This window comes from Phenylobacterium sp., assembly GCF_041691455.1.
GTDB lineage: Bacteria > Pseudomonadota > Alphaproteobacteria > Caulobacterales > Caulobacteraceae > Phenylobacterium.
In genome coordinates, this window is sequence record NZ_JBEPUO010000001.1 from 537,728 (window position 1) to 551,336 (window position 13,609).

Consider the following 13,609-nt stretch of genomic DNA (forward strand, 5'->3'; position numbering starts at 1 on the left):
CTGGCCTCACTCTATGCCGCCCCTTAGAACGGCGGCCATGGCTGGAAGTCAGGATTTCGCCGCCGATCCGCGCAACGCGGACCTGCTGATCTATGTGAACGGGGCGCTCGTGCCCCGCGCCGAGGCCAAGGTCTCGGTGTTCGACGCCGGCTTCGTGCTGGGCGACGGGGTCTGGGAGGGCCTGCGGCTGCACAAGGGCGCGCTGCTGTTCCTCGACGCCCACCTCGACCGGCTGTTCTGGGGGCTCGACAAGATCGCGCTCGACATCGGCATGACGCCGGAGCGGCTGACCCTGGAAATCCGGCGGACGCTGGCGGCCAACCGCATGGAGCACGGCGCGCACCTGCGGCTGATGGTGACGCGCGGCGAGAAGGCCGCCGCCAACCAGGACCCGCGCAACTGGCTGGGCAAGCCGACCATCGTCATCACCGCGGAGTACAAGGAGCCCTCGCCCGCGGTGGTCACGCGCGGCCTGTCGCTCGCCACCAGCACGATCCGTTGCACGCCGGCCGAAATGTTCGACATGCGGATCAATTCCCACTCGCGCCTGTCTCTGATCACCGCGCTTCTGGAGGCGATCGAGGCGGGGGCGGACGAGGCGCTGATGCTCGACCCCCATGGCCATGTCTCGAGCTGCAACGCCACCAACCTCTTCTGGGTGAAGGACGGACGGGTGCGGACCTCCACCGGCGACTACTGCTTCAACGGGGTGACCCGATCCAACGCGATCGCGCTCTGCCGCGAGAACGGCGTGCCGATCACGCTCGGCGACTTCGAGCTCGACGACGTCCACGCCGCGGACGAGGCCTTCGTGACCGGCACCTTCGGCGGACTGACGCCGGTGCGGGAGATCGACGGCCATGTGTTGCCGGACGCCCCGCCGGGGCCGGTGACCGCGCGGCTTCGGGCGCTCTACGAGGCGCTCAAGGACGCCCAGGCCGCATGACCCGCCGCATCGCCATGTGGTCGGGGCCGCGCAACATCTCGACGGCGATGATGCGCAGCTTCGAGAACCGTCCCGACTGCGCGGTGGTCGACGAGCCGTTCTACGCCGCCTACCTGGCCGGGACCGGGCTCGATCATCCGATGCGGGACGAGGTGCTGGCCTCGCAGGCGCAGGACTGGCGGGTGGTGGCCGAGCGCCTGGTCAGCGACGCGCCGGCGGCGGTCTTCTACCAGAAGCAGATGGCCCACCACATGCTGCCGGGCTTCGGGGTGGAATGGACAGCGGCCTGCCGCAACGCCTTCCTGATCCGCGATCCGGCGGGCGTGCTGGCGTCTTACGTGAAGAAGCGGGCGGAGGTGTCGCTGGAGGACATCGGCGTCGTGCGGCAGCGCGAGCTTTTCGATCGCGAGGCCGATCGGCTGGGCCGCGCGCCGCCGGTGGTCGAGGGCGCCGACGTGCTGGCGGACCCACCGGGCATGCTCGCCGCGCTGTGCGACGCGGTCGATATTCCGTATACGGATGAGATGCTGAGCTGGCGCGCCGGACGGCGCGACAGCGACGGGGTCTGGGCGCCGGCCTGGTACGAGGCGGTGGAGCGCTCGACGGGCTTCGAGGCGTCCGAGCGGGCTCCGGCGCCGCCGCTGACCGACGCGCTGAAGCGGATCGCCGACCAGGCCCGGCCGCACTACGAGGCGCTGGCCCGCTATCGGATCAGAGGGTCCGGCGGCTGACAAAAAAGAGACCGCCCGGAGGCGGTCTCTTGGTCGATGGCCGTGCGAATGCGGTCAGGCGGTCGCGGAGACCGGGCCCTTGCGCGCGCGGCGCAGGCCCGCGCCGATCCCGGCGAAGCCCACGATCATCATCGCCCAGGTCGCCGGCTCCGGCACGGCGAGGCCGGTTCCGACCTGCACGATGTTGGTCACCGAGGCGGTGTCGCCGTTCGGCAGGCCGGTGAGGCTGAGCGTGATGTTGAAGGTGTCGTTCAGGTTCGGGTCGTAGCCCATGCCCAGGAAGTTGAAGCTGATCTTCTCGCTGTTCTGGATCGCGCCCGGCGCCGAAAGGCTCGTGGCGTTGCCGAACACCGGGTTGAACGGGTCGTAGCTGAAGGTGTGGCCGTTCGCGAGGTTGGTGACGGTGAGCAGCGCCGTCACCGAAGCCAGGGAGACCTGCGAGCCGCCGACGTCGGGATTGATCGAATAGTCGAAGTTGAAGGTGTCGCCGATCGGGATGACGTAGAGGTTGGCGACCGGCACGACCTGCGGCGCCACGCCCGAGATCTTCGCGCGAAGGCCGATCTCGACTCCGTCGACTGTGTCGACGGCGAAGGCGCCGTTGGGATTGCCTGACCCGAAGTAGACGCCCGGCGCGGCGAGGTCCGCATTGTACACGACCTGCGCCTGGGCGGATGTCGACATCACCAGCGCTGCGGCCGCCGCGGCGACCGCTGAAAGCGCGCCGAGGCCTATTGATCTCTTATTCACTGGAAGCTCCCCATTACTCAACAAGACCAATGTCAACTTTCGACATTAAGTCGATCCGGGATCTATGATAGCCTTAACAGATAGTTAATCAACCACTTGAGAGCGGCTAGACTGAATTCCCCTCTCGGGCGAGTAGCATCGCGGGCCCGATCCGGCCGGTATCGGGCCCGCGGCGTTCATTTCCCTGCGAAGAGGGCGAAGGCGCCTAGGCCAGCGCCTTCTTGTAGAGCGCCGTGAGTTCGCTCCAAGCCCGCTCGGCTCCGGCCTCGTTGTAGACGGCGCTGCCCTTGACGCACCAGCCGTGGGCGCAGCCGTCGTAGACCTCGACCCGGGCCGGAATCTTGGCCGCCGCGAAGGAGGCCTTCAGCACGTCCTTCGCGTCCGGCTGCGACTTGTCGTCGTTGTCGGCGACGGCGGAATAGACGGTGGCCTTCATCTGCGGGATCAGGTTGTGCGGGCTCAAGGGGTCGGCGTGGTCCTTGGAGACCAGGCCGCCGCCGTGGAAGGTGGCCGCCGCCCCGATGCGGTCATGCACGGTCGCGGCGGTGCGGTAGGTCAGCGGGCCGCCCATGCAATAGCCCTGGACGCCGGCCTTCTTCTTCTTGTTGGTCTGGGCTTGCGCGTCGAGGAAAGCGATGTAGGCCTTTGCGTCGCGGTCGATACCGGGCGCGTCCATGCCCTTGCGGTTGGCCGGATCCAGGATCTTCGCCCGGTCCTCGGGCTTGTTGAAGTCGAGCGAGGGATCGACGATCGGCGCGTGCTTCACCCGGTAGAAGGGGTTTGGCACCAGCACGACATAGCCCTGGGCGGCGAGACGCCGGCCCATGTCGCGGAACACCGGGCGAAGGCCAAGGATGTCGGTCCAGATCAGCACCGCGGGCCAACTGCCCTTGCCGGCCGGATAGAACAGCGCCGCGTCGGCCGTGCCGTCGGCGGTCTTGATGTCGACGTCCTTCTCGGTGACGTCGGGCGAGGCGTGGGCGGCGCTGGCCAGACCCGTCGCGGCCACGGCCAGGCCGAAGCCCCTGCGCGAAACGCCGGGATCGTAGGTCAGGCCCTGGGCCCCGCCCTGATGGATTTCGTCGTCACACATGGTGGTCTCCTCCCGATTTTCGCCGCGTAGGGGTGGCCGCCAATGTTACGGCGTTATTGCGGGAAGGCGAGAGGGACCGCGCGCTACTTCCAGGCGCCGTAGGGGTCGGTGAACGGCTTGCCCAGCGCCTCGGCCACCGCCGGGTGGGTTACCTGGCCCTTGAGCACGTTGAGGCCCTTGGCCAGGTGCTTGTTCTTCTTGAGCGCATCGAGGCCCTTGTCGGCAAGTTCCAGGCCGAAGGAGAGCGTGGCGTGGACCAGCGCCTCCGAGGAGGTCCGCGGCGCCGCCCCCGGCATGTTGGCCACGCAGTAGTGGACCACGCCGTCGACCGTGTAGGTGGGGTCGGCGTGGGTGGTGGGCCGGCTCGTCTCGAAGCAGCCGCCCTGGTCGATGGAGACGTCCACCAGGACCGAGCCCGGCTTCATCTTCTTCAGGTCGGCCTTGCGGATCATCTTGGGCGCCGAGGCGCCGGCGGTCAGCACCGCGCCGATCACCACGTCGGCCTTGAGGATCTCCTCGTCGACCGCGTCCTGGGTGGAATAGCGGGTGAGGATGCGGCCCTGGAACATGTTGTCGAGCTCGCGCATCCGCGGGATCGAGCGTTCGACGATCACCACCTCGGCGCCGAGGCCGGCGGCCATGCGCGCGGCGTTCATGCCGACCACGCCGCCGCCCAGGACGACGATGCGGGCCGGCGGCACGCCGGGAACGCCGGAGAGCAGCAGGCCCATGCCGCCGTTATGCTTCAGGAGCGTCTCGCCGGCCGAGAAGACCGCGATGCGGCCGGCCACTTCCGACATCGGCGCCAGCAGCGGCAGGCCGCCATTGGCGTCGGTCACGGTCTCATAGGCGATGGCCGCGCAGCCTGAGGCCAGGAGGCCGTCGGCCTGGGCCGGATCGGGGGCCAGGTGCAGGTAGGTGAAGAGGATGTGCTTGTCGGTCAGGCGGGCCCATTCGACGGCCTGCGGCTCCTTGACCTTCACGATCAGCTCGGCGGCTTCGAACACCGCGGCGGCGTCGGGGACGATCTTCGCGCCGGCCCGGACATAGGCCTCGTCCGGGTAGCCCGCGCCCTGGCCGGCGGTGGTCTCGACGACGACCTCATGGCCGTGGCTCACATATTCACGCACCGCGGTGGGGGTGAGGCCGACACGGTATTCGTCCGGCTTGATCTCGCGGGGCACACCGACGCGCATGAAGGCCTCCGGTAGGGTGGGTTTTTGCTTGTGGAGCGCGGTTTGAGGGGAAGAGCTTCTTTCGTCAACCCGAGTCTGCGCGGCGTGGGTGACGGATGTCCGCCCGCCGCCCTAGTCTGGCCGCTGGGGAATCGGGAGCGGTCGCATGGCGGGACGTGAGGCGGCCGCGAGGCTGGCGCTGGCGGCGGCGATCGCCGCGGGCGTGAGCTACCTGGCGGCGGACCATCTGCCGCTCACCCAGGCGGCGAGCCTGACGTGGAAGGGTGCGGGCGTCGGCCTCCTGACCGTCTATGCGGCCTTGCGGGCGCGAAGCCTCGACGGCTGGCTGCTCTGCGCGGTGATGGGGTTCGGGGCGGCGGGCGACGTGCTGCTCGGCGCGGTGAGCCTGACGGTCGGTGGCGTGGCGTTCTTCGCAGGCCACCTGATCGCCATCGCACTCTACCTGAAGAACGGGCGGCCGGGGCGCTCGTGGGGGCGCTGGGTGCTGGGCGCGCTGTTCGTGCTGGAGGCGGCGAACCTGGCCTACCTCCTGCCCACCGACCGGTCGGGGACGGCGGGGATCGCGCTCTATGCCGGCGTCGGCGCGGCCGCCGCGGTATGCGCCTGGCTGAGCCGCTTCCCGCGGATGTGGGTGGGCCTGGGGGCGATGATGTTCCTGGTCTCCGACGAGCTGATCTTCGCGCGGATGGGGACGCTGGCGGGCGCGCCGTGGGTCGGGTTCGCTATCTGGGCGCTCTATTTCGGCGGCCAGGCGCTGGTCTGCGTGGGGGTGACGCGGAGCCTGGCCGAGACGCCGATCTAGGCGGCCCCAGCGCGCCTTTCGCGGGGGGCGGGGATCGTCAGCGCCCGGCCTTGGGCGGCGGGCCGAGTTCGAGGCAGTTGGCGCTCGGCCGCTTGAGCATGGCCGCCGGCACGGTCAGGCGCCGGCCCTGCTTCACCCTGAGCACGATCGAACGGAGATTGTCGAGGTTGGCGATCGGATCGCGCTCGAGCACCAGGAAGTCGGCCTCATAGCCCTCAGCCAGCCGGCGATGTGCCCCCCGTCGCGCGGACGGTCTATTGGTGCGGCCTGCTGCTGGCCGGCACGCTGTGGGCGCAGGTCGCGCTCGGTCTGATCAAGCGCGCGCTGTGGCTGGCGCAGCGCCCATGGCTCAGCGCCGCGATCCTGGTCGGCCTGCTCACCCTGCCGGGTATGCTGCTGGTCTGGACGGTGACCGCCGCGGCCTTCGGACACCCCCTCAGGCTCCGGTCGCTCGAGGGCCTCGCCGGGTCGGTCTTCGCCCTTTCCGTGGTCATGACCGCCATCAACGCCCTGGCCGATCGGCGGACCGGCGCCGGCCGCCGGCGGGTGCGGCGCGCGGCGGTCCAGAGCGCCGCGCCGCCAAAATTCCTCGACCGCCTGCCGCCCCGGCTACGGGGCGCCGAACTCCTCGCCCTCGAGGCCGACGACCACTTCCTGCGCATCCATACCGACCGCGGGTCCGGCTTGATCCTGATGCGCCTCTGCGACGCGGTGGCCGAACTGGACGGCGCCGAGGGGACCCAAACCCACCGCTCGTGGTGGGTGGCGCGGCGCGCGGTGGTCGGGGTGACGCGAGGCGGCGGCCGCGCGTGCTTCACACTCAAGGACGGCGTCAAGGCCCCGGTCAGCCGAACCTACGCCCCGGCGCTCCGGCGCGAAGGTTGGTACTGACGCGCGAGGCTCCCGGAGTCGGGACGTCGACATAGGAACAACAGCGTTATCTGATGCTTTCGGTGTGCGCGTGTCGCCGAACCCTCTCTACATCTCCAGGGCTCCGGTGTCGCGTAGGGGCGGCTGCTTGCCCAGTGGCCGCCCCGCCCTGGGCCGGCCGCAAAAGGGAACGCCGCCGGGCGGGGACCCGGCGGCGCTTACGCTACTCTACCACACAGAGCTGGAGGGCTCCTTCGATCAGGCGGTTTTGGAGGGCCACCCGCCTGTGTTGGGCGCGGCGAACCGCACCAGGACCGCCGAGGCCCGAGGGCTTTGGCGACCGCTCGCCGGCTCGGGAAACCCGGGCCTGCGAGAGTGTTCAAGAACCGGCCTGTCCCGTTTAGGGCCAGACCGACACAGTTGGTCAGACCCGCTGCAACGCGGGCGCCAGGACGGGCGGGGCTCTGGAGCGCCCTAGAGGACGCAGTCGGCCAGGCCGTCGCGGCGGACGGTCCCGGCGGCGGCGGCGATATGGCCGCCGCGCTTCTGGATGTAGGGGCCGGGCCGGGCGGCCTTCCAGGCGAGCGGCTTGGGGATGATGGCGGCCAGGCGCGCGGCCTGGGCCGGGGCGAGCTGGGCGGCGCTCATGTGGAAATTGCGCTGGGCGGCGGCCTCGGCGCCATAGACGCCCGGGCCCCACTCGATGGAGTTCAGATAGACCTCCATGATCCGCGGCTTGCCCCAGATCCCCTCGATCAGGACGGTGAACCAGGTCTCCAGCCCCTTGCGGACCCAGTCGCGCTGCGGCCAGAGGAAGACATTCTTGGCGGTCTGCTGGCTGATGGTCGAGCCGCCGCGGATTTTCTTGCCGGCTTCGTTGTGCGCCATGGCCTTCTGGATGGCGTTGAAATCGAAGCCGTGGTGCTCGCAGAACCGGGCGTCCTCAGCGCCGATGACGCTGCGCACCAACTGCGGTGAGATGCGGTTCAGCGGGACCCAGCGCCGGTCGAAGCCGTGGCCCTCGACCATCCGCTCGACCATCAGGAAGGTCATCGGCGGGGGCACGAAGCGGTAGACCGCGACGACCGCCACGGGACCGATCAGGCCGAAGACCAGGACCAGGACCAGCGCCCAGCGGAACAGCCGGCCGAACAGGCCGCGGCGCGGGGGCGTGCGATGGGATGGCGGGCGGCTGGCCAAGCGGGCGTCCTTGCCTTGACCTTAGGGCGTGGTGGATAGCTGGGCTGCGCCGCGTCAGGCCGTCAAGCTGGAGCCAGTCCATGGACGTCTCGGAAGCCGTCGCCCGGCGCATTTCCATCCGCGCCTTCCGGGATGAGCCGGTGGCCGGTGAGGTGGTGGCCGAGATCCTGGTGCGGGCCGCCCAGGCCCCCTCGGGCGGAAACCTGCAGCCCTGGCGGGTCTATGGCCTGGCCGGCGAGCCGCTGGCGGAGTTCAAGGCGCTGGCGGCGGCCAACCCGTTCGGCGAGGCGCCGGAATACGAGGTCTATCCGCCGAACCTCTGGGAGCCGTTCCGTACACGGCGCTTCCAGAACGGCGAGGACCTCTATGCGACCATCGGCATCCCGCGGGAGGACAAGCCCGCGCGCCTGAGGCAGCTCGCCAAGAACGGGGAATTCTTCGGGGCGCCGGTGGGCCTGTTCTTCTGCCTCGACCGCAAGCTTGGGCCGCCGCAATGGGCGGACCTGGGCATGTACATGCAAAACGTCATGCTGCTGGCCGTCGAGCGCGGGCTGGACACCTGTCCCCAGGAATACTGGGCGCGCTATCCGAAGACGGTGGCGGGATTCCTGGGCCTGCCGGACGACCACATGGTGTTCGCCGGCATGGCGCTGGGCTACCGCGATCCCGAGCACGCCATCAACACGCTGAAAGCCAGCCGCGACGGGTTCGAGCTGTGGGGCGAACTGCGCGGTTTCGAATAGCGGCGGTTACGTCGGCTAGCGACTTGTCAGGCGGCGGATTTCGAAGCATCACCGGCCCATGCCCGTCGTGAAGTCGGATCGTCCGCTGATCGCCCTGGTCGTCGGTTTCGCCCTGCTGGCGCTCACCGTGCTCGCCGCCATCGTGCTCGCGGATCAGCAGCAGCTGGCCTACGGACTACCTCGAACCCTACGACGCGGCCATCGCCCGGCTGACCGGCGACTTCGATACCCTCGACGCCATGCTCGCCGACAATCCGGGCGAGCTCGCGGCCGCGCGGCGGTTGCGCGCGCTTTCAGGCGAGCGCGAAACGTCCATCCGCCAGGTTCTGGAAACCTACGAGCGCGGCGACACGGCTGACGCCGTCTCGGTGATCCGTGAGGGCCGTGGCAAGGCGCTGATGGATCAGATCCGCGTCCTGGTGCGGGCCATGCGGGGCGAGGAAGAGCGGCTCTTGGCCGGCCAGACCGCCAAGGTGCGGATTCAGGCCAGGCTGGTCACCGCCGCCCTGGCGCTCAGCACCCTGGTGATCCTCATCCTGGGGATCGTCGCCTTCCGCGATGGCCGCAGACGCCTGGCCGAGGCGCTGAGCGCCCACACCGCTCTGGAGCAAGCTCATCGCGATCTGACGGCGGAAACCGCCAGCCGCGCGGCGGCCGAGTCGCAGGTGCGCCAGATGCAGAAGATGGAGGCGGTCGGCCAGCTCACCGGCGGGATCGCCCACGATTTCAACAATATGCTGGCGGTGGTCATCGGCTCGCTGGACATGGCGCGCCGCCGGATGCCCGATGACCCGGCGCGGGCCGAGGCCTGCATCGACACCGCGATGGACGGGGCGCAACGCGCGGCCCAGCTCACCGGCCGCCTGCTGGCCTTCTCGCGGCAGCAGTCGCTGGCGCCCCGGGTGCTCGACGCCAACAAGCTGGTGGGCGGCATGTCGGAGTTGCTGCGCCGCTCGGTTGGCGAGCACCTGAAGGTCGAGACCGTGCTGGCGGGCGGATTGTGGAACACCTTCGCCGACCCGGGCCAGCTGGAGAACGCCATCGTCAACCTGTGCGTCAACGCCCGCGACGCGATGCCGGACGGCGGCAAGCTGACCTTGGAAACCGGCAACACGCACCTGGACGACGTCTACGCCTCGCAGCACGACGAGGTCACCGCCGGGCAGTACGTCATGGTCTCGGTGAGCGACACCGGCGCGGGCATGCCGGCCGAGGTCGTCGAGCGGGCCTTCGACCCCTTCTACACCACCAAGGGCGTCGGCCGCGGAACCGGCTTGGGGCTCAGCCAGGTGCACGGCTTCGTCAAGCAGTCCGGCGGCCATGTGAAGATCTATTCCGAGCCGGGTGTCGGCACGACGGTGAAGCTCTACCTGCCCCGCAGCAAGGCCGCGGAACAGGCGGGCCCGGCGTCCCAGGCCTTCGCGGAAACGCCCCGCGCGGTGGGCGAGGAGATCGTCCTGGTGGTCGAGGACGAGGAGCGCGTACGCCACCTCTCGGTCGACGCCCTGCGCGACCTTGGCTACACGGTGGTCCAGGCCTCGGACGCCAGCCAGGCCCTGGCGGTGCTGGAGATGCAGCCGCGCGTGGACTTGCTGTTCACCGACATCATCATGCCCGACATGAACGGCCGAAAGTTGGCCGACGAGGCCTTGAAGCGCCGGCCCGACCTCAAGGTGCTCTACACCACCGGCTATACGCGCAACGCCATCGTCCACAACGGAATCCTCGACGCCGATGTGGCGTTCCTGCCTAAGCCGTTCACCTTCGAGCAGTTGGCGCTGAAGGTCCGGCAAGTTCTCGATGGGGCTGGCGCGAACCGGACAGGGTGAGGCGCGAGCGGCTCGAAGACTACGACCCGACAAACAAAATATTGTGCAATGCAACGAATTACCGCGAGTTGTGTTATATAGTCGGGCAGCGGTCTTTGTTGGTCGCCCAGTACTCCCAAAATATTGCTGGGTACGGCTTTCGCTTCGCGAGCCTCCAGTCGTTCCGAAGGGTCAGCCGTGGCTGCCCAGACCCCAACCTACTCCGAAGAAGCCGCGCTGAGCCTGACCCTGGCGATCGTGGTGTCGTCGCCCGGGCCCCTTTTGCTGCTCGACGGCGATCTCAATGTGCTCGCCGCCAGCGCCTCGTTCTCGGAGGCCTTCGGGATCGATGCGGAGAACGCCCCCGGCCGCCAGCTGTCCCACCTAGGCGTCGGCGAATGGGACACGCCGCAGCTTCGATCGCTTCTGGACGCAACCCGATCGGGCTCAGCGAAGATCGCAGCCTATGAGATGGACCTCGGTCGCCCGGGACAGGGCGCCCGTCGTCTGATCATCAACGCCCAGCGGCTGGTCTATCTCGACGAGGAAAACCTGCGCCTCCTGATCGCGGTCACCGACGTGACCGAGGCCCGCGCCGACGCCCAGCTGAAGGACGACGCCCTTCGGCAGAACCTGATCCTGCTGCGCGAAGTCCGTCACCGCGTCGCCAACAGCCTGCAAATCATCGCCAGCGTCCTCCTGCAGAACGCCAAGAAGACCCAATCGGACGAAACACGGAGCCATCTGAAGGACGCTCATCACCGGGTGATGTCCATCGCGGCCCTCGAGCGCCAACTCGCCGGGTCGGGCGACCGGGCGGTGGAGTTGCACACCTATTTCACGAACCTCTGCGAGAGCATCGCGGCCTCGATGATCGGCGACGCCGAACAGATTTCCCTGGTCGTCACGGGGTCGGGGGGCGTGGTGGACGACCGGGTGTCGGTGAGCCTGGGCCTGATCGTCACCGAACTGGTGATCAACGCCCTGAAGCATGCCTTCCCGCACGGCCGGCATGGCAAGGTGACGGTGGACTGCCAGTTCCACGGGCCGAACTGGGTGCTGTCGGTGTCCGACGACGGCGTGGGCATGCCGACGAACCCCGCCGATATCCACGTGGGCCTCGGCACCAGCATCGTCCAAGCCCTGGCCGCGCAACTACAGGCCACCGTCGTGAACGAGCCGGCATACCCCGGAACCCGGGTCGCCATCGCCCACACCCAGATCGCCCTCGTGGACGACGCCGACGCCGAGGCGGTCGAACGCCCCGCGGCCTAGGGGTGTGGCGGAAAGAATCCGGCGACCGATCTCGAACAACAGTGATATGTATCCGGCCGGCGCGCGGTGACTGGATAGCGTGAATTTTTCCGGCCCGAAGCATTCGAAACGCCTGGGACCAATTTCCCGGTCGTTTGTGCGGGCGCGATATATTTCCACACAGGCGCGATATAATAACGGCATAAAAATCAGCTCCAGTCGTCCCGTGACCGGGTTCGGGGGGAGCTGCCATGCGAGAGTTCGGCCTGCCGTTGTTTGCGGCCGACGTCCGAGACGATCTCTCGCGTTTCCACCTGTTGCATTACGGCGGCAAGGTCGACGGGTTCCTGATCAGCGGACATAACTCCGGCACCCACTGGCTGCGGTTCATGCTGAGTTCGGCGATCGCCCACCGCCTGGCGCTGCCGCGGCCGACCTATTCGAGCGGCCCGCAGAGCGACGTCTACATCGGCCACGCCCGGCATCCGCGGAAACACCCCCAGGCGCCGCGGATCGGCAGCGCCCACCACATGCCCTCGCGGCTGATCGCCCTGCTGGGCGCGCTGCGCCTCGCGCGCCTGCCGCCGGTGGTCCTGCTGGTTCGCGACATCCCCGACTCGCTGATCTCCTATTTCTTCAAGTGGCGGGAGATCAAACAGCTCGGCGCGCTCGACGCCTATGTCGCCCGCCCGCCCTCGGCCCAGGGCGTGGACCTCTGGTGGTTCATCCGGTTCTTCAACCGCTGGGGCGTGCTGCGCAGGGTCTTTCCGCAGACGGTGATGGTCGTCCGCTACGAGGATGTGGAGCACGACCCCGAGCTTTGGGTGCGCCGCATCTGGGCGCACTGGGGAGTCGAGCTGAGCGACGCCGACGTGGCGGCGGGCCTGGCGGTCTCCTCCCGCGAGGCGGTGGCCGCACATCTCGATCCCGACTATGGCGAGGACATCGCGCCCGACCGGGCCGCGCGGGGGGCCGTGCGGTACGCCGCCGGCGACGCCAAGGTCCTGGCCGAACGGCTGACGCGTTACCTGCGCCATGACTTCGGCTATGCGGGCGTCGAAGAGGCGGCGGAACCCTCGTGGATTCCGGTCGCCGCGCCGGCCCGGGAGGGCGCGCAACAGGTCGCCTGACGCGCACGGCAGACTCCCGCCGTCGCTCGGCTAGGATGGGGGTCAGGTTCGGAGCCAGGCGATGCGCACCGCGGTAAAATTCGTCCTCGCGGTCGCGCTGCTGGCCCTGGGTGGCGCCGCGCGGGCCGCGCCTGTGGGGTTACGGGCCGACGTGGTCTTCAGCGAACCCTCGCCGCTCGCCAGCGGGCCGGAGATCGCGCGGCGACTGCTGAGCCCGCTGGCGGCGGCGCAGATCGAGGAGGGCCTGGCCCGCTCCGGCCGCGCGCTGAGCGACCAGTCGATCGACCTCGCCGACGAACGGTTCACGCTCTACGTCCCGGCCCAGGCGCCGCCGGGCGGCTATGGGCTGCTGGTGTTCGTGCCGCCCTGGCCCGACGCCAGGCTGCCGCAGGGCTGGGCCTCGGTGCTCGATCGGGCCGGCGTGATCTTCGTCAGCGCCGCCAGGTCCGGCAACGACGCCAATGTCGTGGGCCGGCGCGAACCCCTGGCGCTGCTCGGGCTGCAGAACGTCCTGGCGCGCTATCCGGTGGATCGGGCGCGGGTCTGGGTCGGCGGGTTTTCCGGCGGCTCGCGCATCGCGCTGCGCCTGGCTCTGGCCTATCCGGACGTGTTCAAGGGCGCGCTCTTGAACGCCGGCAGCGATCCGCTGGGCGAGGGCGCGCCGCCGATCCCGCCCAAGGACCTCTTCGCCCAGTTCCAGGCCGGATCGCGGCTGGTCTATCTCACCGGCCGCCAGGATGAGGCGGCGATCTCGGCGGACGCGGCGAGCCTGAGGTCCCTGCAGGACTGGTGCGTGACGGGCGCGGTCCGGCAGATCAGCGCCTTCGCCGGCCACGAGCCGGCCGACCCGGCGAGCCTTGCCCGCGCGCTCGCGGCCCTCGACACGCCGCCGGCGGCAAATCCCCAGCAGCTCGCCGTCTGCCGCGCGGATTTGGAGCGCCGGGTGCAAGACGCGCTGGCGCGGGTTGAGGCCTTGGGACGCAGGGGCGATCGCGATGCGGCGAAGGCGCGGCTCCTGGAGGTCGACAGGCGCTTTGGCGGCCTGGCGGCGCCGCGCAGCGTTGAGCTCTGGCGAGGCGGGTGATC

At 69.4% G+C, this 13,609-nt stretch carries 14 protein-coding genes; 9 read left to right on the forward strand and 5 right to left on the reverse strand.

The genetic code is table 11. The features are described 5' to 3' along the window. The first annotated feature begins 37 nt into the window (after positions 1–37). The gene (locus tag ACESMY_RS02860) at positions 38–946 is read left to right on the forward strand and encodes an aminotransferase class IV (RefSeq protein WP_372781959.1); all 909 of its coding nucleotides are present in this window, start codon (positions 38–40) and stop codon (positions 944–946) included. Beyond that, positions 943–1,677, forward strand: coding sequence for a hypothetical protein (locus tag ACESMY_RS02865; protein WP_372781961.1), 735 nt, complete (start codon positions 943–945; stop codon positions 1,675–1,677). Before ACESMY_RS02860 ends, ACESMY_RS02865 begins: the two co-directional genes overlap by 4 nt. Before the next feature lie 54 nt (positions 1,678–1,731). On the opposite strand, the gene ACESMY_RS02870 is transcribed toward ACESMY_RS02865, so the two are convergent. The 3 genes from ACESMY_RS02870 to ald form a co-directional block, all read right to left on the reverse strand. Then, positions 1,732–2,427, reverse strand: a complete 696-nt coding sequence (locus ACESMY_RS02870) for a PEPxxWA-CTERM sorting domain-containing protein (RefSeq protein ID WP_372781963.1) — start codon at positions 2,425–2,427, stop codon at positions 1,732–1,734. Positions 2,428–2,632: 205 nt separating this feature from the next. Further along, positions 2,633–3,520: a dienelactone hydrolase family protein gene (locus ACESMY_RS02875; RefSeq protein WP_372781965.1), complete on the reverse strand. Its 888-nt coding sequence runs from the start codon at positions 3,518–3,520 to the stop codon at positions 2,633–2,635. A gap of 83 nt (positions 3,521–3,603) precedes the next feature. After that, the gene (ald, locus tag ACESMY_RS02880; RefSeq protein ID WP_372781967.1) at positions 3,604–4,716 is read right to left on the reverse strand and encodes an alanine dehydrogenase; all 1,113 of its coding nucleotides are present in this window, start codon (positions 4,714–4,716) and stop codon (positions 3,604–3,606) included. Positions 4,717–4,861: 145 nt separating this feature from the next. Between ald and ACESMY_RS02885 the strand changes: the two genes are divergently transcribed. Continuing rightward, complete coding sequence (locus ACESMY_RS02885) at positions 4,862–5,518, forward strand: lysoplasmalogenase family protein (RefSeq protein ID WP_372781969.1); 657 nt, start codon at positions 4,862–4,864, stop codon at positions 5,516–5,518. A gap of 37 nt (positions 5,519–5,555) precedes the next feature. On the opposite strand, the gene ACESMY_RS02890 is transcribed toward ACESMY_RS02885, so the two are convergent. After that, the gene (locus ACESMY_RS02890; protein WP_372781971.1) at positions 5,556–5,711 is read right to left on the reverse strand and encodes a hypothetical protein; all 156 of its coding nucleotides are present in this window, start codon (positions 5,709–5,711) and stop codon (positions 5,556–5,558) included. 38 nt (positions 5,712–5,749) lie between these two features. Between ACESMY_RS02890 and ACESMY_RS02895 the strand changes: the two genes are divergently transcribed. Continuing rightward, positions 5,750–6,409 carry a LytTR family DNA-binding domain-containing protein gene (locus ACESMY_RS02895; protein WP_372781973.1) on the forward strand — a complete coding sequence of 220 codons (660 nt, stop codon included), beginning with the start codon at positions 5,750–5,752 and terminating at the stop codon, positions 6,407–6,409. Between the two features lie 453 nt (positions 6,410–6,862). Here the strand turns inward: ACESMY_RS02895 and mtgA are convergent, their stop codons facing one another. Continuing rightward, positions 6,863–7,588, reverse strand: a complete 726-nt coding sequence (gene mtgA / locus ACESMY_RS02900; protein WP_372781975.1) for a monofunctional biosynthetic peptidoglycan transglycosylase — start codon at positions 7,586–7,588, stop codon at positions 6,863–6,865. Between the two features lie 80 nt (positions 7,589–7,668). Here mtgA and ACESMY_RS02905 point away from each other — a divergent pair, with 80 nt between their 5' ends. From ACESMY_RS02905 to ACESMY_RS02925, 5 genes are all read left to right on the forward strand, one after another. Continuing rightward, on the forward strand, positions 7,669–8,331 hold the full coding sequence (locus tag ACESMY_RS02905) for a nitroreductase (RefSeq protein WP_372781977.1): 663 nt from the start codon (positions 7,669–7,671) through the stop codon (positions 8,329–8,331). Positions 8,332–8,483: 152 nt separating this feature from the next. Continuing rightward, positions 8,484–10,160, forward strand: coding sequence for an ATP-binding protein (locus ACESMY_RS02910; RefSeq protein WP_372782296.1), 1,677 nt, complete (start codon positions 8,484–8,486; stop codon positions 10,158–10,160). A 177-nt stretch (positions 10,161–10,337) separates the two neighbouring features. After that, on the forward strand, positions 10,338–11,414 hold the full coding sequence (locus ACESMY_RS02915) for a sensor histidine kinase (protein WP_372781979.1): 1,077 nt from the start codon (positions 10,338–10,340) through the stop codon (positions 11,412–11,414). A 230-nt stretch (positions 11,415–11,644) separates the two neighbouring features. After that, positions 11,645–12,523: a sulfotransferase domain-containing protein gene (locus ACESMY_RS02920; RefSeq protein ID WP_372781981.1), complete on the forward strand. Its 879-nt coding sequence runs from the start codon at positions 11,645–11,647 to the stop codon at positions 12,521–12,523. A gap of 61 nt (positions 12,524–12,584) precedes the next feature. Next, positions 12,585–13,607, forward strand: coding sequence for a hypothetical protein (locus tag ACESMY_RS02925; protein ID WP_372781983.1), 1,023 nt, complete (start codon positions 12,585–12,587; stop codon positions 13,605–13,607). Positions 13,608–13,609 lie beyond the last annotated feature (2 nt).